The sequence below is a fragment of the Streptomyces sp. NPDC050619 genome, assembly GCF_040654815.1.
Taxonomy (GTDB): Bacteria; Actinomycetota; Actinomycetes; order Streptomycetales; family Streptomycetaceae; genus Streptomyces.
Genome location: NZ_JBFAIR010000017.1, coordinates 194574 through 219714, shown reverse-complemented (window position 1 = coordinate 219714; position 25141 = coordinate 194574). Strand labels below are relative to the sequence as shown.

17 protein-coding genes and 1 pseudogene are annotated in these 25141 nt (G+C 68.2%); 11 read left to right on the top strand and 7 right to left on the bottom strand.

Annotated elements, in window-relative coordinates:
- Positions 1 to 762: 762 nt before the first annotated feature.
- The 4 genes from AB0I77_RS27530 (at position 763) to AB0I77_RS27515 (ending at position 4558) form a co-directional block, all read left to right on the top strand.
- A complete protein-coding gene (locus AB0I77_RS27530; RefSeq protein WP_363285368.1) occupies positions 763 to 1056 on the top strand; it encodes a polyprenyl synthetase in 294 nt (97 codons plus the stop codon).
- Positions 1049 to 2101: a polyprenyl synthetase family protein gene (locus tag AB0I77_RS27525; protein WP_363285367.1), complete on the top strand. Its 1053-nt coding sequence runs from the start codon at positions 1049 to 1051 to the stop codon at positions 2099 to 2101. Before AB0I77_RS27530 ends, AB0I77_RS27525 begins: the two co-directional genes overlap by 8 nt.
- Positions 2102 to 2118: 17 nt before the next feature.
- Positions 2119 to 3282, top strand: a complete 1164-nt coding sequence (locus AB0I77_RS27520; protein WP_363285366.1) for an oxygenase MpaB family protein — start codon at positions 2119 to 2121, stop codon at positions 3280 to 3282.
- A gap of 1129 nt (positions 3283 to 4411) precedes the next feature.
- Positions 4412 to 4558 carry a hypothetical protein gene (locus tag AB0I77_RS27515; RefSeq protein WP_363285365.1) on the top strand — a complete coding sequence of 49 codons (147 nt, stop codon included), beginning with the start codon at positions 4412 to 4414 and terminating at the stop codon, positions 4556 to 4558.
- 155 nt (positions 4559 to 4713) lie between these two features.
- Here AB0I77_RS27515 and AB0I77_RS27510 read toward each other — a convergent pair whose 3' ends face one another.
- Together AB0I77_RS27510 and AB0I77_RS27505 are read right to left on the bottom strand one after the other, a co-directional pair.
- A complete protein-coding gene (locus AB0I77_RS27510; protein ID WP_363285364.1) occupies positions 4714 to 5238 on the bottom strand; it encodes an SMI1/KNR4 family protein in 525 nt (174 codons plus the stop codon).
- Between the two features lie 108 nt (positions 5239 to 5346).
- Complete coding sequence (locus AB0I77_RS27505; RefSeq protein ID WP_363285363.1) at positions 5347 to 14076, bottom strand: DNRLRE domain-containing protein; 8730 nt, start codon at positions 14074 to 14076, stop codon at positions 5347 to 5349.
- Between the two features lie 563 nt (positions 14077 to 14639).
- Here AB0I77_RS27505 and AB0I77_RS27500 point away from each other — a divergent pair.
- The 3 genes from AB0I77_RS27500 (at position 14640) to AB0I77_RS27490 (ending at position 16646) form a co-directional block, all read left to right on the top strand.
- Positions 14640 to 15053, top strand: a complete 414-nt coding sequence (locus AB0I77_RS27500) for a hypothetical protein (protein ID WP_363285362.1) — start codon at positions 14640 to 14642, stop codon at positions 15051 to 15053.
- Between the two features lie 195 nt (positions 15054 to 15248).
- Entirely contained in the window at positions 15249 to 15830 is a 582-nt protein-coding gene (locus AB0I77_RS27495) for a hypothetical protein (protein WP_363285361.1), read from the top strand.
- A gap of 276 nt (positions 15831 to 16106) precedes the next feature.
- The gene (locus tag AB0I77_RS27490; RefSeq protein ID WP_363285360.1) at positions 16107 to 16646 is read left to right on the top strand and encodes a VCBS repeat-containing protein; all 540 of its coding nucleotides are present in this window, start codon (positions 16107 to 16109) and stop codon (positions 16644 to 16646) included.
- Here AB0I77_RS27490 and AB0I77_RS27485 read toward each other — a convergent pair.
- Complete coding sequence (locus AB0I77_RS27485; RefSeq protein ID WP_363285359.1) at positions 16540 to 16848, bottom strand: integrase; 309 nt, start codon at positions 16846 to 16848, stop codon at positions 16540 to 16542. The two genes, AB0I77_RS27490 and AB0I77_RS27485, sit on opposite strands and share 107 nt — an antisense overlap.
- Positions 16849 to 16952: 104 nt before the next feature.
- Between AB0I77_RS27485 and AB0I77_RS27480 the strand changes: the two genes are divergently transcribed.
- Both AB0I77_RS27480 and AB0I77_RS27475 read left to right on the top strand, forming a co-directional pair.
- Complete coding sequence (locus AB0I77_RS27480; protein ID WP_363285358.1) at positions 16953 to 17231, top strand: hypothetical protein; 279 nt, start codon at positions 16953 to 16955, stop codon at positions 17229 to 17231.
- Positions 17228 to 17620, top strand: a complete 393-nt coding sequence (locus AB0I77_RS27475; RefSeq protein WP_363285357.1) for a PIN domain-containing protein — start codon at positions 17228 to 17230, stop codon at positions 17618 to 17620. The genes AB0I77_RS27480 and AB0I77_RS27475 overlap by 4 nt, the downstream gene beginning before the upstream one ends.
- A gap of 302 nt (positions 17621 to 17922) precedes the next feature.
- Here AB0I77_RS27475 and AB0I77_RS27470 read toward each other — a convergent pair whose 3' ends face one another.
- The 4 genes from AB0I77_RS27470 to AB0I77_RS27455 form a co-directional block, all read right to left on the bottom strand.
- Entirely contained in the window at positions 17923 to 20496 is a 2574-nt protein-coding gene (locus AB0I77_RS27470; protein ID WP_363285356.1) for a DUF6397 family protein, read from the bottom strand.
- Positions 20497 to 20738: 242 nt separating this feature from the next.
- The gene (locus AB0I77_RS27465) at positions 20739 to 21458 is read right to left on the bottom strand and encodes a UPF0158 family protein (RefSeq protein ID WP_363285355.1); all 720 of its coding nucleotides are present in this window, start codon (positions 21456 to 21458) and stop codon (positions 20739 to 20741) included.
- 115 nt (positions 21459 to 21573) lie between these two features.
- Positions 21574 to 22467: a hypothetical protein gene (locus tag AB0I77_RS27460; RefSeq protein WP_363285354.1), complete on the bottom strand. Its 894-nt coding sequence runs from the start codon at positions 22465 to 22467 to the stop codon at positions 21574 to 21576.
- Positions 22427 to 23656: a hypothetical protein gene (locus tag AB0I77_RS27455; protein WP_363285353.1), complete on the bottom strand. Its 1230-nt coding sequence runs from the start codon at positions 23654 to 23656 to the stop codon at positions 22427 to 22429. Before AB0I77_RS27455 ends, AB0I77_RS27460 begins: the two co-directional genes overlap by 41 nt.
- Positions 23657 to 24438: 782 nt before the next feature.
- On the opposite strand from AB0I77_RS27455, the gene AB0I77_RS27450 reads away from it, so the two are divergent.
- Both AB0I77_RS27450 and AB0I77_RS27445 read left to right on the top strand, forming a co-directional pair.
- Positions 24439 to 24582: a hypothetical protein gene (locus tag AB0I77_RS27450; protein WP_363285352.1), complete on the top strand. Its 144-nt coding sequence runs from the start codon at positions 24439 to 24441 to the stop codon at positions 24580 to 24582.
- Between the two features lie 90 nt (positions 24583 to 24672).
- Positions 24673 to 25141: pseudogene (locus AB0I77_RS27445) on the top strand (hypothetical protein); the annotation flags it as partial.

The window sequence follows — 25141 nt, the reverse complement described above, 5'->3', positions numbered from 1 at the left end:
ACGAGCAGCGCGGGAATCGTGATCACCAGCATCGTGGTGACCATGGATGAGCTATGACTGTCGGGAGATGAGAACGCGCGGCGGCCCGGGACGAAGTACGTCTTCGCGGGCCGCGGGGAAGCGGCACTCTCGCTTGCCGGTGCCGACGGGGCGGTCGATGCGAACGTCTTCGGAGAGCCGACCGTCTTCGCTGAGGCGGAAGACAGCGATACAGGCGGAGTCGGCGTTGTGGACGGGCCGGGCCGCGGGCGGGCCGCGCTGCCGGCGGGAACCGGTGTCACGGGGGAGGACGGCGCCGGAGTGAAAGTGGGCGCCGGAGACGACGGGGGCACAGGAGTGGACGGCGACGGGGAAGGGGAAGGGGAGGGTGGCGCGGACGGTGTCGGTTGGGGACAGTCCGGGAGAAGCAGGGGCAGTTCAAGAGCCAGACATATTCGAACCCGGACACCGGGACGGTCATCTCTGGAGCCTTCGTCAACGGACCCGCCCGACGCACCGACAAGAAGCGAGCACAGCACAAGAGTTCCCACCGCCGCCCCGGCACGTCGAGTCGCCCACCAGGCTGTCCGGCGCCTGTTGGGGTGCAGGGAAACGTCGCATCCGCTCACGTCGAAGATCGTAAGTCCTTTCGAGCGACGGTATGATCACCCGAAACGCTCTTACACGGTGGAAGTGCCGGCCAACTGGACAGACTTCCCTGGGACGTTGGCCCCTTTCGGCTACAGCCCGTTTTCATGTCGGCCAGCAAATGAGGGGATTGCCGTGACGCAAGCCGATGGCGGTGCGCGAGCCGGGCGCGAGAGCGACGCCGTGCTGATTGCCGCCGGAGTGGCCGACCTGGCTCTGAGCGGTATCGGGGCGGCCTTGCGGGGAGTGCGGGGGCTGCTGGGCCGGTCGGACCTGGCCGAGCTGGCTCAGGACGGTCAGCAGGAGATGAAGGAACGGGGGCGGCTGGCGATCCAGCGGTATACCTCCGTGCCCGAGCCCCACATGGAGTTGCTCGCACGGCGGGTCGCCGCTCGTCGCGATCAGAGCGATGCTTCAGAAGATGCCTGAAGCAGAGGACCAGGTCGCACTCCGAGCGCGCGTCGACGCGGCATTGCAGGCGTTCGCGCGGCAGGAGACGGACCAGCTCATCGCCATCGATGCCGATCTGCTGCCGGTGGTGGAGCAGTTGACCGTGGCCGTGACCGGTGGCAAACGTCTGCGCGCGGCCTTCTGCTACTGGGGGTGGCGGGCAGCCGGGCAACCGGACAGTGACGCGCTGGTGCGAGCCGCTGCCGCGATGGAGCTGGTGCACGCCGCAGCCGTCGTCCACGACGACCTCATCGACGACAGCTCGATGCGGCACGGCGTGCCCAGCGCCCATATCGCCCTGCGGGCGGCGTTCACCGACCGTGCGCGCAGCAGTGCCGGTGGCAGGGCTCTGGCCATGATGACCGGTGACCTGCTGATGTCATGGGCCGGGCAGCTGTTCACCTCCTGCGGCCTGCCCGCGGCCTACCTGGCCCGCGCCCGCGGACTGTGGGCGGTCATGGCCAGGGAGCTGATCGCCGGCGAGTGCCTGGAGATCCTCCGCACGGGGGCCCGGCCCGACACGGGCAACTCCCTCCAGACGATCCGGTACAAGACAGCCAAGTACACGGTCGAACATCCTCTGCACATCGGTGGCGCACTGGCCGGTGCTCCGGATCGGCTGATGAAGGCCTTCACCGCCTACGGGTTGCCCCTCGGCGAGGCCTTCCAGCTGCGGGACGACCTGCTCGGACTCTTCGGTGACCCGGAACGCACCGGCAAGTCGAACCTGGACGACATCACGGGCAACCGGCCCACCGCCCTGCTCGCCGAGACCTGGTCGGCCGCTACCGCAGCCGAGCGCAAAGAACTGCGCGGCCTGCTCGGCCGACCGGGCCTGGACAGCGAGGGCCTGCTACAGGTGCGGGCGATCGTGCAGCGCACCGGAGCACCCCACCGCGTCGAGGAAATGATCAGTCAGCGCGTCAGCGCCGCGACCGCCACCCTCACCCGTGCGAATCTGCCGGCCGGCGCGACCCGCGCACTGTCCCAGCTGATGACCTCGGCCACAGCCCGTCAGTCCTGACCCGCCGAAAGGACCCCATGTCCTACACCGACCAGTCCATGAACGCCCTGCGGGACATGGGGGACGAACTCGCCGACGCGACGGTGAACACGCTGTTCGAGCGCGGTGAGATCGGCAAGTTCAACACCCTCATGCGCTACTTCTCCACCGTCGGCCAGGACCTGCCCGACGGCCTGCCCGACGTGGCCCGTGAATACCTGCACGCGACCAGCACACCACCGAGCTGGGTGGACTGGGGCGAGATGGAAAAGGCCCGGCTGTTCTTCATCGACAACAACGTGCACATCTCCACCGCCCTGTCCTTCGCGGCGATGCCCGCCTGCTACGTCATTCCGCACGTGGCCAAGCTGCTCAGCGCCACCCACTCCCTGGAATACCCCTCCCGGCGCATGGCCGAGACCGGACAGTTCACCGTCTACCTGATGCAGCCCGACGCGTTCGAAGCCGGCAGCCGGTTCATCCCCGCCGCGCAGAAGGTCCGCCTGCTGCACGCTTCCATCCGCTACCACCTGCGCCGCGAGGGCCGCTGGGACGTGGCCGCCCTCGGCACACCGATCTGTCAGGAAGACATGATCGGCGGCCAGATGATGTTCTCCATCCAGGTCCTGGACGCACTGCACCGCCTGGGCATCCACATGTCGATCGACGGCGCCGAGTCCTACTTCTACGCCTGGCGCGTCGTCGGCGACATGCTCGGCATCAGCCTCGACCACGCTCCGACCGACGTGGAAAGCGCCCGGCAGTTCTCCGACCTGTACATGACCCGGCACATGGGCCCCTCCGAAGAAGGAGCGCGGCTGACCCGCCAGCTCATCGACCTCTACGAAGAGGTCGTCCCCGGGACCCTCCTCGACCCTGTGGTCGCCGCTCTCATCCGCTACCTCATCGGCGACACATGCGCCGACTGGCTCCAAGTCCCCCGCACCGCCTGGGACACAGCCGTCAAAGCCGCCCCCGCCCTCCTCGGGATCCTGGAACGCATCGAAGACAACTCGCCCTTGGGGGCCTGGGTCCTGGATCACCTCGGCAACATCACCACCCACCTGGAACTCAGCTCCCTCACCCGCGGCCGGGTCATGCAGTACGCCATTCCCGAACAGCTCAAGAGCGAGTACGGCGTCACCTCCACCACCCCCCGCACCAACCGGTGGACCCCACCACCGGTGACAGCCCACCCATGACCGACTTTCGTTGTCCGGCATCGGAGGACCGAGTGATTCTGTTGTGGAGCACTGCCCCCTGTTTCAGCCGGAGAACTGCCCCGGCCCTGCATTGCCCCGGCTCACTCCGGGCCGGAACAATGGGCGCGTGACGGACGGAACAGACGGGAACTAGCGACTGCGTACGGGGCGGGCGCTCACCGGGGCGACGGTTGCGACGTCCTTCGGGCTGGCGTTCGTCGAGGCCAACAGCGGTGCGTCGCACGGGCCATGGACGGTGGTGGCAAGGATCTGCGGTGCGGTGATCGCCCTACCGCTCGGGATCGCTGTCGTCTCCGCCCGGCGGGCGGCCTCGTCGTGATCAACTCGACGGTGAGAAACGGGCCGTACGCTCTGCCCTGGGTGACCTTCGTGGTCGGCGTGCACTTCTTCGGCCTCGGCTCGCTATGGCGGTCCCGTGCGCTGGGCGCGGCGGACGCGGACCCGGCGTGGATCGCGGTCGTGTCCGGGATGCTGCCCGGAGCCGCGTTGTTCGCCGTCGCCGCATCCTCGCTCGCGGGGCCGGACAGCGTGCGGGTGCGGCCGTGGGTCAGCCGGTTCCGCGGCACGGTGGATCGTAGGGCAGATTCGGCAGGTGCTCCTGCCAGGTCCGTCCGGTCAGTATGCCCCGGGTCAGTGAGCACAGCCGCGGGATCGTGTGGTCGGCGTCCAGATCCCACAGCCGGATGGTATCGGTGCCGCTGGCGACTCCCAGGAAACGGCTGCCGGGCAGGTCGTCTTGGCCACGGGCCCCTCCTCGCCGTCGGCCCTGTCTGACGGTGCGGACGATACGTGGTCGGGTGGCGCCTACCGATCCCGGGTTCGACCGCCGGCCCCAACGCCGGCATGCGCGGCGACGCCACCAGCGCGGCGCCCTGACGGCGTCGAGCCCGGCCCGCTTGGACGAGGAGCAGGTTGAACGCGAGATTGTCGAGATGCCACCACAGTCGTCCCCCTGTGTACCTCCAGTTGCGCGGCTGATCGGGAGCCGGTCTGCACGCTTGGCCACCAAATGGCCACCAGGTTGACCCGTGCCACCCGATGCCGCACCGTCCAAAGGCGTCCGGCCACCGGCTGGCCACCGGTAAGGCCACCACGGGTGGCAAGAAGCATGGTGGCCACCCCTTGCCTGACTCGCCGCAAAGGCGCGGCGGCAGCGCTGGACCAGATCGGCGAACGTTTCGGCCCCGACGAGTACACGCTCGTCGAGCTGCTCACCCGTCCCCCGGTGGTGCCGACCGGCATGCCCGCAGGCTGACCTTGGCATTGCTTCTAGGGCTGCCGCGCGAACTGCTCCGGAAGCAGGACGTTCCCGTTGCCCGTGTCGCTCAGGGCGATACCCGCGGAGGAGCCAGCCTGCTCGGCACACGGCGTAACGAGCTGATTCATCGGTTCCTCGCCGGGGCCCTGTCGTCACAGGGTGGATGCAGGTTCGAATGTCGCTCCAAGGGCGTGTTGCGCAATCCCGAAGGGGCGGAAGTCGGCGTCCGTCAGGACACGGTACAAGAATTCTGAGGTTGACATGTCAAAAGTGTGCCACTGATCGATATCACCGACCCGTGCGAGGATCGGCCACTTTCCGGATTCCGCAGAGTCCATGAGCCAGAAGTATTGGTCGCCCCATTCCGTGGATCCCCACGAAATGAGACCCTCACCGCCCGGCTCGTAAATCTTGTACGGAGTGACGGCGGACACGTCGCCGAGATCCGGGTCCCGGTCGGTGGCGAGAGCGGCCCGCCATTGCGTCACCAGGTCGAACACCTGGCCCTCGTCGAACGCCAGGAAGGTGACTGTGTCACTGAAGAGGCCCCCACCGAAAGCCTCGTAGAGCTCTTTGTAGTCCGGCGGCAGTGGGGCGCCGATTTCCCTTTCGGTCGCCTCCCAGTCGACGGGGATGCCGGCAGACTCCCGTCCGACGAATTCCAGAAGTCGCTGCACCCACATATCAAGGCCTTTCGTGCGCAGGAGGAGAGCAGAAGCGGGAGGCACGGGCGGGCGGTGAGCGATGCGCCGCCCGCCCGTGACCCCCCTACGGTAGGCGACGGGTCAGGGCTTGAGGCCCGTCGGGGTGTTCCAGATGGTTATCGGCCCACCCGAGTTTGCTCCTGTGTCCAGGTTCGCCCAGGTGATGCTCAGATAGTCGGGAGCTCCGTTCCCTCCCGTGTAATGAGCACTGACCTCGTAGGCCACGGTCTGACCGGCGGCCACCATACGGGCCACATTGTTTTCCACCTTCTTCATCTGGGAGCTGTTCGGCGTGGCCCACAGGGAGACCAGGTTCCTTCTGTCCGTACCGGTTCCGCCCAGCTGGTTGGCCAGGAGGTGAGCACGGTTCATGCCCTTTCGGAAGCCGGGGGGGTCAAGTTCCGGGTAATCCCGCTGCGGCCGCGGTACCGGGCTGCCGACAATCGCCGAGTCATTGCTCAACTCCCCGGTTTTCTGGGTCAGCTCATCGACGTAGGTGAAATCGCCGTCATTGAGACAGGCCTGAACGCCTTGCGCCCTGCCCTTGTCGTCGAGTGGACTGTAGTAGACGAAGCTGTTGCCTTCTCCGCAGTCGTCCTTGGTCCGGGGGTAAAGATCGGCCCCCGGCTGCCACTCGTTCTCCTCCTTCGGCGTGATGAACAGGCCCTTGCTGTAGTCGGGCTTGGCGCCGGGCTTTGACAGGTAACCCCCGGGCGCGGTCGCCGTGGGCTTGGACGCATACGCGAAGACGGATGCCGCGATGCCCCAAGGAGTCAGCCGGCTCAGCAGGCTGCCCCCACTCGCCGCAGTACTCGCCGCAGCGTCAGCGGCGCCCGACAGGGCGCCTTCCAACGCTGCGGCACCGCCCTCCAGCGCGCTGCCGATCTCGCTGATCACGCCCGGGATGGAAAAGTGGCCGTCGAGCTCGACCATGCTGATCGGGTTGCCGCCGCCGAAGGCGTAGCGGTTGCCGGTGTAGGGGTCGGTGCCGAGGTTCATGTCGGCGAGGGCGCCGTTGTACATGTCCCGGCTGGTGAAGCGGTTCAGGCCCGGGCTGTAGTCACGGAAGCCCATGTCGTACGTGCCGGACTGGGCGTCCCAGCGCTTGGCGTTGAACCGGTACGGGTTGTACGCCTCCTTGGTGGGGTCTGCGGCGTCAGGCTTGTCGATGCCGGTGAAGTCGGAGGTGTCGTCGGCGCCGTAGGCGGTGTAGCCGTAGGTCGCCTTCGTGTCGCCGTTCTTGTCCGTGAGGGTCTCGACGTCACTGTGGCCGTTGTAGCCGTAGTAGCCGTCCTCGGTCGTCCCGTCGCTGTTGTGCTTGATCTGCGACAGGCGTTCGCCCCACGGGCTGTACTGGTACGACTTGGTCAGCGTGCCGGCGACCTTCTCGTCCAGGACCTCCGAGGAGAGGCCCAGGTACTCGAAGTCCGTTGTCTTGCCCGCCGCTGTCTTCGAGGCGGTGCGCTCCAGCGGGTCGAAGGTGTACGTGGTGGACTTCATCGCGCCCGTGTCGTCCGCCTTCTGGGACTCCACGACGTGGTCGAAGCCGTCGTACACGCTCCGCTCGATGACCTTTCCGTTCGAGGTGACCGACTCCTGGCGGCCGAACGGGTCGTAGGTGTAGTTGGCCGCCGACGAGCCGGTGGTGGCGCTCAGCAGACGGTTGCGGTCGTAGTTGTAGGTGGTCGTGACGTTCTTGACCGTCTGGTTGATGACGTTGGCGTTGTTGTCGTGGACGTACGTCTCGGTGCCCGCGCCGTTGCCGGTCTTGACCGACTGCTTGAGGCGGTCAGCCGGGTCGTAGGTGTAGTCCGTGGTGGAGTCGAGGTACGCCGCGTGGTTGTCGGCGTTCATCTTCTTCGCCACGTCCTGCGACTTGTTGCCGTTCGCGTCGTAGGCATAGGCGTGCGAGTCGACGAGGGTGCCGCCCGGCTTCTTCTCCGTCGTCGACTTGAGTGCCGCGTCCAGGTAGTACGTGTAGTCGACCGTGTTGCCGTTGGCCTTGGTCTCCTGGAGCTTCAGACCGCGGTCGGTGTACGTGTACGAGGACACCTTGGGCGACGCGTCCGTGGCGGACTTGCCGACCGAGACCGTCTTCACCAGTTCACGCAGGTCGTACGTGTACTTGGAGAACTGGTCCGGGTGCGTGACGGTGTCCGTTTGGCCGTTGGCGTCGTACGCGTACGACGTGGCCTTCTTCTCCACGCCGGCCAGGGACTCGCTCACCTTCTGGACCTGGTTGAGGCCCGTGTAGGTGATGGCGTACGCGTCGATCTTCGCGGTCGACGAGGTGTCGTCGATCTTGGTCAGGTTGCCGTTGAGGTCGTAGGAGTAGGCGAAGTCGTCCTTCTCCGTGTCGGCCGGGTCGCCGCTGGTGTCACGGACGAGCTTCACGCCATCGGCCACGACCGTGCCGCCGCTGTTCTGGAACAGCTGGAGCTTGGCCGCGTTGCCCTGCTTGAAGGCGAAGGAGCCGAGTGAGACCCAGGTGCCCTGGTTGGCGGTGGCGTTCTGGTCGATCGTCTTGTCGGCCGTGCCGCCGTCGTACGTCACCGTGTACTTCGCCGTCGTCGCGGCGCCCGTCACCTTCGGGAACTTCACGTACGCGGCGTACGTGCCGTCCTTGGGGATGTTGAGCGTCCACGTGTAGGCGTCCGTGCCGGTGCCGGCCGCGTGGGTCTCGTGGTTGTAGCCCTGCTGACCGGTGATGTCTCCCTTCGTCCAGGTGCCGGTCTTCGAGGTGTTCTGGGTGTCGGAGTTGTCGGCCAGGACGACCGACTTGCCCACCGGGACGCCGTCGTCCGAGCGGGACTTCAGCGAGCTGTCGGGGTAGTACGACCACGACATCGTGCGGTCCGAGGAGCCGCCCGCCGAGGTCAGGGTCCGCTTGATCTGCTGACCCAGCTCGTTGTAGTCGTAGGTCGTGGTGATGTCCCACGGATCCGTGGACGACCTCGCCCAGCCGTTGTCGAAGTAGCTGTAGGTGGTGTCGTTGCGGACCGTCTCACCGTCCGACGGGGGCAGGGAGGTCTTGGCGACCCGGCCCACCTTGTCGTACGTCGTCTCCGTGTAGACGTTCGGGTCGTTGTAGCGGGAGTCCGCCGGGTCGTAGGGCTGGTACTGCTTGACCGGGCGGTTCAGCGCGTCGTAATCGGTACGCGCCGTGAACGCCGTGGTCGTGCCCGCGGCGACCGCCCTCGGGGTGATCGCCTTGGTGGTGTTGCCGACCTGGTCGTACTCGTACTTCGTCGAGCGTGTCGTGGTGCCCTCGTGCGGGACCTTGACCTCGGTCTGCTTGCCGCGCTCGTCGTAGGTGACGAGCGTGGTGTTGTTCTCGGCGTCCGTGGCCGAGGTGACCAGGCCGTCCTTGTCGTAGCCCTTCTTGGTGGTCTTGCCGGCCGCGTCCGTGACGACCGTGGCCCGGTGGTCCAGGTCGTAGTCGGTCTTGGTCGTGTAGTCGGTCGTGTCGGTCGTCGCGTTCTTCTTCGGGTCGATGACCTTGGTGACGTTGCCGACGTTGTCGTACTCGTAGGAGACCTTGTCACTGTTCGCGTTGACCACGGACGTGAGCTGGTAGATCTCGTCGTAGGTGTTCGTCGTGACGTAGTCGGTCGCATCCGCCGTCGTCGCCGTGCCCTTGGGCTCGGTCGTCGTCTTGACGTTGCCGACCTTGTCGTAGGTGTACGTCGACGTCCGCGGGTCGGTCAGGTTGCTCGCCGGCGAGGTCGCCGATGTGATCTGGTCCGCGTTGTCGTACACCGCGGTCGACACCGCGCCGCTCGGCGCCGTCGACTTCGTGACGTTGTCGTTCTCGTCGTACACCGGCGCCGGCGCCGTGATCACCACGCCCGTGTCCTTGGGCACGGTGTTGACCAGCGGACGCCCGAACGTGTCGTACGTCTGCGTGGTCACCTTGTTGTTGGCGTCGGTGACCTGGGTGACCTGGCCCCGCTCGTCGTAGACGAACTTCGTCGCGTTCGACTTCGCGTCGGTGATCGTGTCCGGGTAACCGGTGTCCCCGAAGCCGCTGTACGTCGTCGGGTTGCCGTTGGCGTCCGTCGCCTTGGTCAGCTCACCGTAGGCGTCGTACTCGTACTTGGTGGTGTAGTCGTCCGGCACCGACGTGGTCGCGACACCCTTCGGGTCGGTGACCGTCTTCACGTTCCCGAAGCTGTCGTAGCCGAACTGCGAGGCCCGCCCCTGAGGGGAGGTCTTGCGGAACAGGTCCGCCGAGAAGCCGTCCGCACGCGTCTGGTACTCGTACTTCGAGGCGTTCGCCGGCCACTTGGTGGTGTCGGACACGCAGGTGGCCGTCTGGTCCGGTACGCCCGCCTTGTTGTTCTCCGCGTCGCGCTGCCACAGCGGGTAGCCCGTCTTCTGGTCGTAGCAGTACGCGGTCTTGGCTCCGTTGCCCTCCTCCAGGTACGTGACGTTGTTGTCCGCGTCCCAGCTCATCTTCGTGGTCTGGGACTTGGCGTTGGTCGTCTGGACCGGGCGGCCGAAGTCGTCCGTCACGTACTTCGCGGCGTGCGTCTCGGGATCCGTGACCGTGGTGTCGGTGAACTTGGTGTTCACGGTGTCCACCGCGTAGGCGAAGCCGGTGTCACCGTTCAGACGGTCGGTGATCGTCTTCGTCCACCAGTGGTACTTCGGGTCGTCACCGTTCTGCGGCGCGTAGTACGCCAGCTTGGTGTCGTGGCCACGCGGGTCGGTGGCCGTCACCAGCTTGACGTTCTTGTTGCCCTGCGTGGCGTCGTAGGTGAACTTGAAGACCTTCGGCTGGGACGAGCCGTCGCCGTCGGTGAACCGACCGAGCAGACCCTGCACCGTGTAGTTGAAGGAGACCTTACGGCCCGATATGTCCGTGATGGTCTTCATGTGGTCGTAGATGTCCGGGTCGGTCAGGCTGGTGCCGGTGACCTTGGCACCCGTGCCGTCGATGTAGTCGTAAGACGCGTCGCCCTTCTTGTAGTAGTCCAGCGTCAGGGACTGCCGGCCGGCCGGGTCGGTGACGTACGCGAGGAACTTCGCCGCCTTGCCCTGGGTCTTGTGCTGCTCGTAGGTGTACGTCTGCGTGTTGCCGTTCTTGTCGACAACAGACGTCAGATAGCCGTCACAGCCGAAGTAGAACCGCGTGCCGTCCGGACGCAGCAGCGTCCAGGCGTCCGGCACCGGGTCCTTGTCCGGGGTGCAGTCCAGGCCCGCCTTGGCCGTGATGCGGTAGTGGACGCCCGCGGGGGCCTTCCAGCTGCCGTCGCCCTGCTTGGTGAAGACGTGGGTGGTGCCGTCACCGTCGGGGAGGCGGATCTCGGTGGGGTTGGGATTGGGATGGAAGTCCAGCGCCGCACCGAGCCGGATGGGCCCGCCCAGCTGTGCCGACCAGCCCGCGCCCGCGCCACCTGTCGTGTTGTCGGTGTCCAGCGAGTTGTACGCGAACCGCGCGAACGTGGTCAGCCCACGGCCCGGGTTGCTGAACGCGTTGTACGACCACACGGTGTTGCCCGAGGACAGGTTGTTCATCACCGTGGCGCCCGCGCCCGTGTTCTTACCCGTGTAGCTGTAGAACTTCTCCATGCCCAGCGCGTTCGACGTCGGGTCCTCGACCGCCACGTTCTGCTTCAACGTGGGGATGCCACCCGTGCCCGCCGACAGCCAGCTGCCGTCGGAGACCTTCTTGACGTCCCAGCCCAGCACGTATTGGGTGCGCTTGCTGCCCGAGTCCGAGTTGATCGGCGTCTTGACCTGCGCCTGGATCGTCGTCGACTGGCCCGGGGACAGCGGCGGGATCGCGGTGGACAGCTGGTTGCCGCCCGTCGTCGCGTCCGTGCCGTCGGGGAGCTGCCAGGTGTACGACAGGACCCGCTCACCGCTCGCCCACGCGCTCGACGTGGTGTTGGTGACCGTGAAGTCCACCGTGTACGTCGAGTTCGGGGTCATTCGGGCCGGAGTCTGCGGCGCGTAGTACGTGTCGTCCGTCGTGGAGTCGACGTAGATGACGCGCAGCAGCGGGCCGATCTGCGGATCGGCGGCCTCCGAGGCCAGGAACATCGTCTGCTCCTGCGGGCCCGTGGAGGTCTCGTCCTTCAGCTTGATCAGGGCGCCGTGGTTGGAGGACGGGGTGCGGGTCCAGCCCTGGGTGAGGGAGGTCGCGTCCCACCAGTGGCGGCCGACGTCGGAGACCGAAGCCACCGTGTCGGAGACGGTGCCCGAGTAGTCACCGCCTGCCGTCGTCCACGCCGTGCCGGTCGCGGCGCTGTTCCAAGTGGCCTGGGTCTCGGTGAAGTCCTTGTTCAGACCGTGGAGTTCGTAGATCGCGCCGTTGGTCTTGGTGGTGGTCTCCGCGCCCCACATGAAGAGGCGGGACTCCAGCACCGTGGCCGTCGTCGGGATCGCGCCGGTCGGGAACTTCATGACCGCGCGGGTCTTCTCGGTGGTGTTCGTGGGCGTGTTGTTGCCCACGCTCAGCCACTTCTGGCCGACGCCGTCCCGGCTGACGGTGTCCAGGTTGGTGGTCGGCGTCGCGGAGGACAGCGTGGTGTCCGTGACGCTCGCTGCGGTGCCCTGGACCAGGCGCATCGTGCGGCCCGCCTTGGGCACGCCGACGATACGGGTGGGCGAGCCGAGGAGCTGGCCGCCCTTCGTCTTCACCGCGAGCTGGTAGTAGTACGACCTCCCGATCTCCACCGAGGAGGAGTCCGGCGTCGGGGTCGCGGTGGTGTCCGTGTACGCCGTCGCCGACTTGTCGACCGGTGCGACGAGCGTGGCCGCGGACGGGGTGAACGCCTGCTGCGTGGAGCGGTGCAGCTGGTACTCGACGATGTCGTTGCTCGAGTCACCGGTGGTGTTCGAGTAAGCCTTCCAGGACAGCTCCGGGCCGGTGCCGTGGACCACGGCGGGCGAGTTCAGCGTGGTGCCGACCTTGCCGTACGTCACCGTCAGCCGCGGGATCGTGGACGTCTCGCCGCCGTAGTCGCCGTCACCGGCCTCGTAGCGGGGGCCGCCGATCGGGCCGGCCGTCGACTCGTCCGCGGCCTTGAGGATGAACCCGTTGTTGACCGAGGAGCCGTCCAGCCACTGCTGCACGGTGTCCGTCACCGGGAACTTGTGCCACTGGCTGTACTCGCCGATGTCCTTGTTGATCACCGCCGGGTTGGTGAAACGGACCGCGTCCGCGATCACCGACGTGCTCGCGGAGGCCGGGCCGTCGCCCAGGACGACCTTGCCGGCCGTACCCGCCGCGAAGTCGATCTGCGCACCGCTCGCCAGCGGGGCCCAGACACCGTTGGTGCCGGACTGCTGGTTCACCGTGTAGGTGGTGGAGCCGGCCTTGGACGTCACCGTGTACGGGGCGTTGGTGGCGCGGTCGGTGGCGGCGACGTAGTGCGCGTCGACCTGGTAGGTGCCCGCGTCCTTGATGTTCGGCTGCCAGGTGTAGGTGTCGCCGGCGACCGTGTCCTTGTTGTAGTGGTAGTCGCCGCCGATGCCGTACTGCGCGAGCGAGGACGTCGTCGCCGGCCAGGAGCCGGTGGCCGCCGTGGTGCCCGGGTCGCCGTCGTCCACCGTGTAGCTGGTGCCGGACAGCTCACCGACGTACGAGCTGGTGCCGTTCCAGGTCGCCGACGTCTCGTCCCAGGTGCCGGTCGCCCGGTGCACCTCCACCGGCACCTTCGTGCCGCCGCCGTCGTGCGCGTTGTCGAAGTACATCTCCAGGCGCGCCGAGTCGATCTTCGTGCCCGAGGGGATCTCGCTCAGCGGGAACTTGATCAGGGAGCGGGCCGTGCCGGTGGCCGTACGGCCCACCGACAGCTTCCAGGAGGTGTTGAAGTTCGTCGTCGGCTGGTCCGACAGGACCATCGTGTCCTGCGAGTCCGACGGCGACGGCGTGATCGTGATCGTCGGGTCGATCACCACCGGGTACTGACGGTCCTTGGACGCCAGCCACTTCGCGTCGGGCGCGATGGTCAGCTTCCAGTGCTTGCCGTCCCGGGTCAGCTTCTGCCATACGGCCGTGCTGTAGGTCTTGCCGAAGACGGACTTGTCCGCCTTCTTCGCGTCCGTCATGAACGGCGCCGGGATCACCATCACCGGGGTGTTCGGCAGCGCGCCGTACAGGGCGATCGAGCCGTCCTTGCGGGCCCGCGGCACCAGACCGTCGGTGTCGAGGGTGAAGGTGAACTTCAAGGGACCGGTGGGCCGTTCGGCCAGGGTGATGTTCTCCTTCACCTGGCCGGGGCCGACGCCGTACTGCAGGTCCGCGCCGTGCGCCGCGTCCTTGTAGGTGACCGTCGAGCCCTTCACGGCCGGCTTCAGCGCGCCATGCGTGCCCTCCAGACCGAGGGTGACCGTACGGCCGTCCGGGGACTGGAAGCGGATCAGGTGATCCGCGTCCGAGCCGAACCAACTCCGCCCCTCATTGGTGGTGTTGGCGAAGTCGAAGCCCTTGGCGTCCGTCGGGTGGACGGCCGTGTCGATCAGTTTCCAGGTCGCCTTCTTGCCGGAGCCCGAGCGGTACGACGTCGGGACCGCCGACAGTTCCGCCTGCACCTGGCCGTCGGACAGCTGCCAGAACCGCGCGGTCGAGGTGCGCCGGCTCTTCAGCTCCTTGACCCTGCTGGCCTTCGGGGCGTTCTTGCCCGTCGGCAGCTTCTGCCGGTCGGCCACGTCCAGCTCGTCGTGGGACGGCGGCTTGGCGAGCTGGTGATCGTCGTCGCCGCCGAACCAGCCCTCGACGGTATCGACAATCCCCTTTCCGCCACCGTCATCGTCCGTGGCCGAGGCAGCGTAGGCGAATTGTGGCAGCGCGGTACTCACGACCGCGGACACCACAAGGCAGGAGATCGCTCTCCCGTATCGGACTTTCACGTCCAATTCCCCTTCTCATACGGCGCCCCCGATTTCCGCCCCTAGCGCGCGTGACGCGCGTGACCGAATGCGGGCACGCCGAACCACCAGCCGGGGATCCCGACTGGTCATGATGGAACGGCCCTTCCTGTGAATCTCCTATGCGGAAGCCCGAGTTCTAATCAGCTGGATGAAGGCATGTCAACAGACGCCGCAAGCTGGACAGTCGAGCCCAAGAGGACAGAACTCGCTTCATCTGCGGCGAAACGGGCAGTCGATTCGCCGGATATTTCCCGTCGTTGGATCGGGCCGCTCCCCATGAGGTATAACCGCCCGATTCTTCAGCCGCCCGCATTCGTTCCCGGAATGCGCACCGATCCGAAAGCGGGAGCGCCATGCCATCGACACGGAAGCCGGACGATGCCGGCACCGCGGAAGTCACCGATACCGAGGAAGTCACCGATACCGAGGAAAACTCACCGGAAGCACCAGGGGAAAAGCCCTCGAGGGGCGCGGACCGCCGCGGAATCGCGGTGAGCGGCGTCCTCCTCGCCGCCTGTGCCTCAGTCGTCGTCTACGGCGTGTTCAACACCGCCGAGAAGCCGAAGCAGCACCACGTGCCCACGGCCTCGGTGACGTATGAGATCGACGGCGAGGGCACGGCCGACATCACGTACCAGGCGCGCAGTGAGTTCGGGGACGCCGTGGTGGCGGACGGGGTCGCGCTGCCCTGGAAGAAGACCGTGCGCGTGCCGCTCGGCAAGGCGCCGCTGGTGACCATCACCCTCGGCGAGAAGGGCGGGCGGGCCAGCTGCCAACTCGTCGTGCGCGGCAGGCATGTGCAGACCGCCACCGCCTTCGGGAAGTTCGGACGGGCCACCTGTCAGGGCGAGTTGCCCTCACCGGAGCCGTCGGACGCCTCCACGGCCGGCCAGGAGGGCAGCTGATGGAGTCTGCCCGCCGCGGTCCGGGTCGCGCTCGCCTCCGCCGTCGTCCTCAGCACGATCGCCCTGTCCGCGAACGCCGAGACGACCGGCGTACGCACGGAGACTCCCCCGGGGCACCCTGCGCACCGTGGCCGTGCCCGCCGGGTCCGACCCGGTGCGCCGCGTGCTGCCGCCCGGACCACCGAGACCTTCCGCATGATCAGCGTCACCTGGTCCGACGCGCAGGCCACGCTCGGCGGGACCGCACAGATCCGCACCCGGAGCGCCACGACCGGCCGCTGGTCACCGTGGCGCGGCTTCGAACTCGACTTCCAGCCACCAGAGTTGGGGACCGAGCGCGCCGCCGACGATCTGCGGGGCGGAACCGAGCCCTTGTGGGTCGGCCCCTCCGACGGCGTGCAGGCCCGGATCACCGGAGCGAAGCTACCCGCCGGGCTCCGGGTCGACCTGATCGATCCCGACTCGGGGGAGAAGGAGTCGGCACCCGCCCCAGCCGGGGCCGCGACCGCCGCCGGTCAGCCGGACATCGTGCCCCGTTCCGGATGGGGCGCCGACGAGTCGATCGTCGCGGACCCGCCGACGTACACGACCGACACGAAGGCCGTGTTCGTGCACCACACCGCGGGCACCAACGACTACACCTGCGCCGAGTCGGCGTCGATCATCCGCGGCATCTTCGTCTACCACGTGCGGAGCAGCGGCTGGAACGAGATCGGCTACAACTTCCTGGTCGACAAGTGCGGCACGGTCTTCGAAGGCCGCGCGGGCGCGCGCTGAGCCTGCTGCGCGGGACCGCGAACGGTCTCGTGGGACAGGCAGGGATGGTCAACGAGCCCAGCGGGGTGCGGGCGAGCGGCGCCCGCTTCGGAGCGGCCCTCGTCACCGGCGACTTCGACGGAGACGGCGGCGACGACATCCTCGCCGTCGCACCGGGCGCGGCGCGGGCCTGGGCGATCGACGGCGCGGACCGCACCTTCTCCGCACCCGTCCAACTGGCCTCCGACGGTGGCGCGTTGAGCGCAACGGACGTCGCAACCGGGGACTTCGAGCGGGATGGCTACGACGACGACGCCCTCACCTTCCGCACCACCAACGGCGCGACGCCCCTCGCTGCGCGGCTCGGCGACCGGGCTGCGCACCGACGCGCCCGCGGTTCTCGACGGCGCCGGCGGACGGGCACTCGCCTCCGCGGATCGGAACGGGGACGGGTACGCCGACCTGGCCGTGGGCCGCCCCGACGTGGGCGACGGCGGGGAGATCTCCACGTTCCACGGCTCCGCGGACGGGCTCACCACCACCGGGGCTCCGTTCGTCGGCCGGGGCGCGATCCCCGGCGAGTCCGGCGACCGGCTGGGCGCCTCGCTCGCGGCGGGCGACACGGACGGCGACGGCTACGCGGACGTCCTCGCGGGTGCGCCCGGCGAGGACGTGGGCACGGCGACCGACGCGGGCGCGGCCCTGCTGCTGCACGGCGGCCCCGACGGCCTCACGGCCGGCCGCTCGACGAGGAACGACCCATGTCAATCTTGGGTGTCGCAGCCGTCAGCTCTTCGACGCCTGCGGGCCCCGGAACGTCGATGTGGAGCAGCTTGAGCAAGTCGGCGGTGACGACCCGGTAGGCGTTGCCCAGACGCAGGACCGTGCATGGGTACCGGCCGCGCTTGGCAAGGTCGTACCCCGTGGTGCGACTGAGGGACAGCGCGCGGTTCGCCGTCTCCAGGTCCACGGCCGCAGGCAGCGCGAGCAGCTCCTCGCGCGTCAGCCCACGGGTCGCATCGTCGCGCTTGGTGATCACAGAGGATCTGTGCCCAGCGAGGCGATCCACCACCTGCCTCCGGTCAAGCCGCGACGCCGCAGAATCATCCCACCCAATAACAAGAGTTTTGTTAATATGGCTCCATGGCCACCACCCCCGACCCCGCTCCCGGCGAAGGTCCCGTACGCCCGGTCTCCGTCTCCCTCCACGAAGGCACCATCGCCGCCCTCAAGGCACGAACCGGCAAACGCGGCATGTCCGCCTACGTCGAAGGCCTCATCCAGCGCCAACTGGAACGCGACCGGCTGCGTGAACTCATCGAGGACGCCGAAGCCGAGCACGGCCCGATCGATCAGGCTGCGGTCGATGCCAAGCGAGCACTCCTGCGCGGCGACGCGGCCGGCTCGGCGGACGCCGCGTGAGCGGCACCCTTGTCCTGGACTGCGAAGGCCTGTCCAAGCTCGTACGACGCACACCCGAACTCACCGAATGGCTCGCCGCCGCCGAGGCCGAGGACATCCGCGTCATCACCGGCTCCGTCACCCTCGTCGAAGCCCGCGACCCCAGAACCAACCAAGCCCGCTTCGACTACGCCGTCTCGCGCGTCAACATCGTCCCGCCCACCGAAGCCATCGCCCGCCACGCGAGCAAGCTGCTCGCCGCAGCTAGCCTGCATGGCCACAAGTACGCCCTCGACGCAATCGTGGCCGCCACCGCACTCGCCTCACCCGCCCCTGTGACCGTCCTGACATCGGATCCCGAGGATCTCTTCATGCTGTGCGGCCCAGGCGTCCGCATCGTCAAGGTCTGACTCGGCGAGGCCGCGTCTCAACGGAACGCGGGTATCCATGGTCGATGGCGAACGGGCCGGAAGCGAAGGTCTGTTCCGCCGTCGCCCGGACCCGCCGACGCACCCCACATCACCGTCCTCCTCTGTCCTCCCCCGGCTTCTGTCCCAGGCTCCAGCTCCAACACCGGCTACGAAGGCGAGCCCTCTCCCGCAGCCTCGACGAACTGCACGACCAGTGGCCGCAACGGCCACGACGGCACCCTGATGGATCAGTTCTCCATGGCCGACACCGGCCTGAAGGCCAGAGCCCTGGCGGTCCGCCGTCACCAGTCGAGCTCAACGTCGTAGCAGGAGAAGCGGGCGGAGTGGCAGGCATCGCAGTGTGTGTACCAGGGGGCGCACGGTTCATCGCAGGAGGCGCAGCTGCCATGCGTGGCCAGTGGCCGGGAAACGGCCACCAATTGGTTGATTCGTTCGGCGGCCGTCTGCTCGCAGGCCGCCACCTCCTCCGCGCTCAGGCCGCAGCATTCACGGCCGAAGGCCAGGACGGCAGTTCCCAGGTCTCGCATGGTCGCGGCGTACTCCTCGGCTTGGGGCAAGGTCATTCGTTCGATACTTACGCGCGGGCGGATCAGGTGGTGCAGGGCGGCGCCGTGCAGGACTGCCCGGCAAACGGCCGGGTAGGCCGGGCGGTCCGCGTCGACGGGCATGGTGATCAGGCGCCAGACAGTGTGGCCGTCGCGCGGCCAGCGCGCGTCGACGTCCAGGGATGCCCCGACGGCCTGGCGTGCCACTTGTAGCTTGGCTTGGATCTCGGCCACGGGCATCGGCCGCAGCCATGAGCGCTGTTGGGCGGCCTGACGGGCGGCAGCGGTCCAGCCGGTCAGCGCATGCGGAATCTCTCCGGGCTCCGGTCGTCCGAGGTCGGTCCAGGTGGGGCGCAGCCGAGCCGTCGTGACGCGCAGGCCACCGGACCGCGCTCCGTTGGCTGCCTCGACGGCCTGGTTCAGAAGCCGGGCGCCGACGGTGAAGCCGGGCAGGCGGCTGCGGTAGGCACCCACGAGCCCCTCACCCGCGTCATGGCCCCGCCGGCCGGCCCGGCCGGCGATCTGGGCCGCCTCCCAGATGAGCAACTCCCTACGGGATCTGCCGTCGTACTTGCCCGTTTCCGCGAACGCCACAGCACTCAGCGGAAGGTTGACACCGTGACCGATCACATCCGTGGTGACGATCACGTCGACCTCGCCCTCGGACAGACGCCGGATCTGCTCCCGGCGGGCCGCGGGCGGCATCGCGCCGTAGAGGACCGTCGCCGACCGGCCCGCCTCGAGCAGTTCACGGTGCAGAGCGAGAACGGCTTTGCGGGAGAAGGCCACCACCGCGCTTGCCGACGGGAGAGTCGCAGCCTGGAACTCCGTACGGCTCAGTGCGCCGTGCCGGGTGTGGCGGATCACCGTGATGTCCGTGCCAGGGGCGAAGAGCTTGCGCAGCAGGTCTTCGGCTTCCGGTGCGGCACAGACGTGCACATCGGTGTGAGCTCCGCTCAGCAGCAGTCGGGTCCAGGCATGGCCACGGCCTTCGTCGGCCAGCCAGTGCGCTTCGTCGACAACCAGGAAATCGCCGACGGTGGGCGCCGCCTCGGCCGTGCAGCACAGCACCGGAGCATCCGGGTTGAGGCGTTCCTCACCCGTGAGCAGACCAACCCGCTCCACACCGAGCCGGGTGCGCAGCCGTTCGTAGACCTCGAAGGCGAGCATGCGCAGCGGCGCTGCGTAGACGCCGGTCCGTCCGGCCTCGGCGCAGGCGGCCAGCAGGGCGATGGCGTCATGTGTCTTGCCGGAGTTGGTGGGGCCCAGATGGAAGGTGACCCTGGGGTCGGCCGTACGTTCCGGGACATGAGCGCGGGCACGCGCGGCGATCGCGTGTTCGCGCCGCTCTCGCAGCCGCTTCGCGGCCTGTTCTGCTTCCCGGGCCGCTTGCCGCTCCTCCTTCCGGCGCTGCGCGGCCCGCTGTTCACGCACCACCGCGGCCCGCGCCGGGACGGGTACCGTGGCCAGGTCATCAGCCACGCTCTGCTCGAGCAGATCCGCGGGGACGCCGCAGTCGCGGTACTCGTCCGGGATCTGCTCCACAGCACAACCGAGTCGCGCCGCCGCGTCGGATGCGACGACAAGCTCCGGCGCCGGGCGGCCGCGCCGGGCCCTGCGCAGGGCGGCCGTGAACTCCCGGACGGCCTCAGCCTGCTCCTCCAGGGTGACAGGATTCGTGTGCGATCCCAGCACCTCCGTCAGCCTCTCCTCCGCGGCACACCTTGCGAGATGGGCGGCCTCGGGCTGGCTGAGCTGCCCACGGTCGGTGGGCGACTGCGCGGAACTCAACCAGTGCGACCACGCTGCAGCTTTCGTCCAAGGGTCACGCAGCATCAGCAGCGCCTGGGCACGGAGCCGCATGCGGTAGCCCTCGGCCCTGCGGTCGGCGCCGGAGGCCAGTTCGGCCAGGTCAGGGCCGGGCAGCCGGACACCGAGCAGTTCGGGACGGCGCTCGGGCAACTGGCGGGCGTCCGCGGCCGAGTACTGCCAGACCTCGGCGTGATAGCGGTTGGTGTACGACCGGACCGGGCGGATGACCCCGGCGCGCGCCAACTGGTCGAAACGGTGCCTGCTGATCCCCGCGAGCCCGGCAGCCTCCGTAGCGTGCACCAGGCGGATGAGCTCGGCGAGTTCACCGGGATGCGCACGCCATCGGGCCACCTCGCCCGCTCTGACACACAGCTCGTCCCCGCTCCAGCCCGTACGGATCACGCCGTGTTCGATCCCCAGAGTGAACTCGTCTCGTCGCAAGCCCAGTTCCCGGCGGGCCGCTTCGAGCGTGAGGTGCTTTGCTGTCCTACCGGCCATGATGTCCTCCCCCGTGTTCACCGTGCTTCACACTGTGACACCCGGGTCTGACAATCGGTGATTGCACTGTCACTGGAAGTGACATGGAACTGGGACTCCGGGAGGCGCGGGAGGCGCCGACGATGGTCGGCTGCCACCAACGCGACGCCACGCTCTCGGCCTCGCACGTCTATGGGCTCGGCGGGGCTTCCCTCTGCGTCGGAGTGGTACACGGGCTGCTTTCTCCCGCCCCATTGCCCGGGTCAGAGCCGCTGTACGGGGAGCCTCGGACAATAGCCCTCCTCGGCCAGCCAGGCGCGAGCTCGACCACGCTGTCGCTCATCGCAGAACCGGTGGTACCGACGCCAGGAGCGCTCGTCACGGCCGAGGACGTCCTTGAAGCGCCGGAAGGCGCCCCGCCCGCCGATAGCCATCCGTAGCCGGTCGGCGAGTGCGGCGTCGGCGAGCCCGTCGATGAACAGCTCCATGTCCCGGTAACCGGCCCGGGAGCCCAGAGCCGGCACGTACAGCCATCGCTCGGGATCGTCCGTCTCCTCGGCCGGGGCCCCAGGCTCCAGCTCGTCGGTGAACGCCGGCCAGCACTCCCCAGTAGACAGATCCAACTGGCCCCCGCACTCAGCCGGGTCACCCTCCAGCAGCACGGCGAGCATCTCCATATCAACCGGAATCGGGCGCAGGAGGGGGATCGCCGCGTCTCCCGTGACCGTGCGCAGCCGGTGCGCCAGCTCCTCATCGCCCCGGAAGCCCCGTTCCTGGAGTGCGTCGAGAAACGCGGCCGCCATCTCCGCAGCCCCCGGCAGGCCCCGTGGCGCGGCCGCGGCCTCGGCCACCCCATCGCCGGCCAGCTGCAGCACCTCACGCACGGGTCCACGGCGCAGCGCGGCAAGCAGCGCCGCCCCGTCCTGCGTGTGGAGCGCGCCGCGCACGGCACGCAGCGCGTCTTCGTCCCATCCCTCGGCCACGGCCCCGACGGTAGCGCGCCGCCGAGGGCGTACGACGCCGGGACGCATTGACTTCCCGTCTCCGTACAGGTGCCGATCTCACCCCGGTGCCTGCGGGCGGACGATGCTGTTCCGGTCAGCGGCGCCGCTTGCGGCCGTTCTTGCCTGAGGGGCGCCGGGGCTTCCGGGCGTGGCCGGGGCGGATGCCGGGGGCATCCAGCGCGCAGGCCGCCAGGCGCATGAGCTCGTCGAGTCCGGACCGGTCCGGGTGCGTGGAGTCCAGTGCGGCGGTGATCGCGTCCCTGGCCTCGATGCCCTGGGCTCGCAGCGCCTCCTCGGCGCCGTCTCGACCGCCCGCCAGTTCAACGAGCTGGAGCAGGCTCTCGGCGAGCACCAGCAGATGCTCGGCATCGGTCATGTCCTCGGAAGACAGCAGCTCATGATGCGCCAGCGCGCTCAGGGCGAGCGGCTCGAGCCAGGCATCACCACGCAGCCCGCGCAACAGCCGTTCGCCCTCGCCGTCCGGCAATGCCGCCAGAAGCACAGCGAGCATCGCCTGCGCACGCACGCGGAAGGGCATGGACCGTACCGCCTCGACGAGTTGCCGCAGTGCGGCATCCCGCTCGCCGCGGGCCGAAATCCAGCCGGCCAGTTCCACCCGGACGGTATCCGGGTCGTAGTCGTCGGCCAGAACGCCCAGCAGGCCGGCCGCCGAGGCATGGGCCAGCTCGCCGACGAGCGGTGCGTCCCGGCCGACCGCCAACAGCCGCTGCCGTACCGCCCGGGTACCCAGGTCAGTGAGCCGGAGAAGCTCGACCGGCCCGGCGGTCAGCTCCTCACGCTGGGCGCGGGCACGCTCCTGAGCCGCCGGGTCCGCGGCCGCCGCGACGCCCAGGAACTCCGCGAGTTCCGGCGGCATGTCCGCGGGCAGCTCAGGACCGGCGTCGGAGAGATCGACATCGAGAAACACCGGATCGGCCATCCCCCGATCACGCTCGATCGCGCCGAGATCCACCAGCACGTCGAGCACCGTGCAGGTCCCGGTCCGCCTGCTCGAACCACATCCGGTGCACGGCGTCCGACTCGCCGTCCAGCTGGAACTGGGCCCGGTAGCCCAGGTGCACGGAGTCACGCAGCCGCGGCCAGGGCATCGGGTACGGCAGGCTGTAGAGCGTGTTCAGCACATCCTCCAGCACGTCCTCGTACGCATCGAAGAGCATCGACTCGACATGCCAGCCGCTGCGCGCCCCGATCAGGTCCTGCCGCAGCTCAAAGCACGCGTCGAAGGCGCGTAGCCACAGCTGAAGCGGGTCGGCCAGCACCGGCCGGGCCTTGGCCACCGCGTACAACCGCCCCTTGAGCACCCGGACCAGCCGCGCCTTCTTCGCCCACTCCACGAGCAACCCCAGCCGCGGCAGGTCGGCCGAGGAGTGTACTCCCTCGGCGTTGTCACGGGTGCCCAACACGTCCACCAGTTCGCGGGCATCAGGCATCCGCAACCGCCCTGTCGCCGTCACCGCTCGACCGTCGCGCCCCGCCCACTCGGCGAGCCCACGCAACTGCGCCACGATCGTCGCCGCCTCAGCCCTTCGGCGGAGTTCGTCATCCGGAGGGAGCGCCACGGGCAGCTGCGGCTCGGCACGGGCCGCGTCGGACAGCAGGCGGCCGGTCAGCCGCCGTTCCATGATCGCGTCGAGGGTCTGCTCGTCGTAGACGACCTCCCCTCGCTGCGCTTGCTCTGCAAATCGCTGCAACGCCGCCCCGTTCAGGACGTCCACGCCCTGCTCGGTAGCCGTCATCGCCCAGAACTTCGCCAGGCCCCAGCGGGTGCGGTCCGCCATCGCCGCCGGGTACTGCTCCGCGGCTGCGTCGACCGCTGCGAGGGAGTCCTGAAGTGCGGGGCCGCGCGGGTCCGCCAACTGCGCGGCGTGCAGATAGCGCAGCAGTGCACGCAGCGTGCCCGGGGCGTCGCCGCGTTCAACCCCGGGGAGTTCGGTGATCGTCTGCGGCAGCCAAAAGAGCAGTAGCTCCTCCACATGCCGCGGCTCCCACAACCCCAGCCGACCGTCGACGGTGGCTCTGTGACGGTAGTCCAGCGCCGCCTCGACCAGGAACCCGTCAACCGGCAGCCCCTGCTTCCCTGCCCACCGAACCAACCGGTCGACCAGCAGCTCGCACGCCGCCCCGAACTCCTCCTCGGCCCCGGCATCGAACCTCATCCGCATTGAACCCGCCCCACCTGTCCGCAGCACTCCTTGCACGGCACGCTAGCGCCGAACGACCACGCACAACGCGGCAACCGCGATGATCACTCCTCATCCGCTTCAGGCCGACGACGTCACAGAGGTCAAACCTGCCTCTCGTTGTCCGACATCGACAACCTCAGCACGCTCAGCGATCATCGCCGGCCCAACCGCCGTGGACGCCATCTGCCGCACCACGGCGCACCACGGCGCACCGATGCGCTCCCCTTGTGCACCCTGATCGACAACCGAGACTGACCAGGCATCAACCGTCCGCGAAAACAGCACCTCAGGACATGTCTACACGCCCATTCCCATGGACGGCCTCCACCCTCGAACCCCAGACCTACGCATTGTCTGCGTAGGTCTGCACCCGCACTCCTGCCCGGACGAGGCATCACGAACATCAAGAAACCCCAGGTCAGAAGTCTGACCTGGGGTTCAAAAAGAGCCGCCTTCGGGATTCGAACCCGAGACCTACGCATTACGAGACCGTGAGGGTTCATGCTGCCTGGTGCCTGGTCGTGCTGCTGAGTGACGTTTTTCCTGATCAGAGCATGTGCGGCTGGCTGGTCTGTGCTATCTCGTATTACGTCGTCCAAAGGCGTCCGGCCACCGACTGGCCACCGAGACGGGCACCGCAGGTAAAAGGAAATCAGATCACCGGGGTTGTCGGCCTCCCACAGACACTCCTGCGTGCGGGCGCACACTCTACTCCCAGCCAATCTCTCTCCAGAGGAAGCGTCTTCAGCGTACTGATGCCAGCCACCCCCGGCTGGCTGCCCACTCGACCGTTCAGTCAGCCGACGGGAAACATCGTGCACCCCACGGTGTACGAGGTAACCAGCCTCCACTACGCGCTCACCCTCGCCACCATCATCGTGGAGGTACTCGTCGGCTAAGGATGGTGCCCCACGTGCGGTTCACGGGCTTGGTTATCGTGGCTGCTCATACGGGTGGTGGCGCCGCAATGCGGATTACAAGGAGGCAGGGTGAGCGAGGGAGGGACCGGATGGCTCCGCGTGCCGGTAGGACGTGGATCGACCGGCTGGGCAACTCGCGGGCACTGCCGGAAGGTACTGCTGATCGTCCACAACGTCACCTCGGCCACCCGCTTGCTGGATGTGCTGCCGTTGTTCCGTGACGACCTGCGGGTGCAACTCCTCACGACCTGCACTGGCTCATCGCCGTTCCGTGCAGGGGTGAGCGAGTTGCTGGCGCGTGTGGGTGTGCCAGTACTGCCCTGGGATCAGGCATTGGACACCCCGGTGGATCTGGCCCTGGCAGCCAGTTTCGGCGGCGAAATCCACGCCATACAAGGTGATTTGATCATAATTTCCCATGGCGTGGGCTACAATAAGAGACTCCGGAGACCGGAGACCGGAGACCGGAGACCGGAGACCGGAGACCGGAGACCGGAGACCGGAGACCGGAGACCGGAGACCGGAGACCGGAGACCGG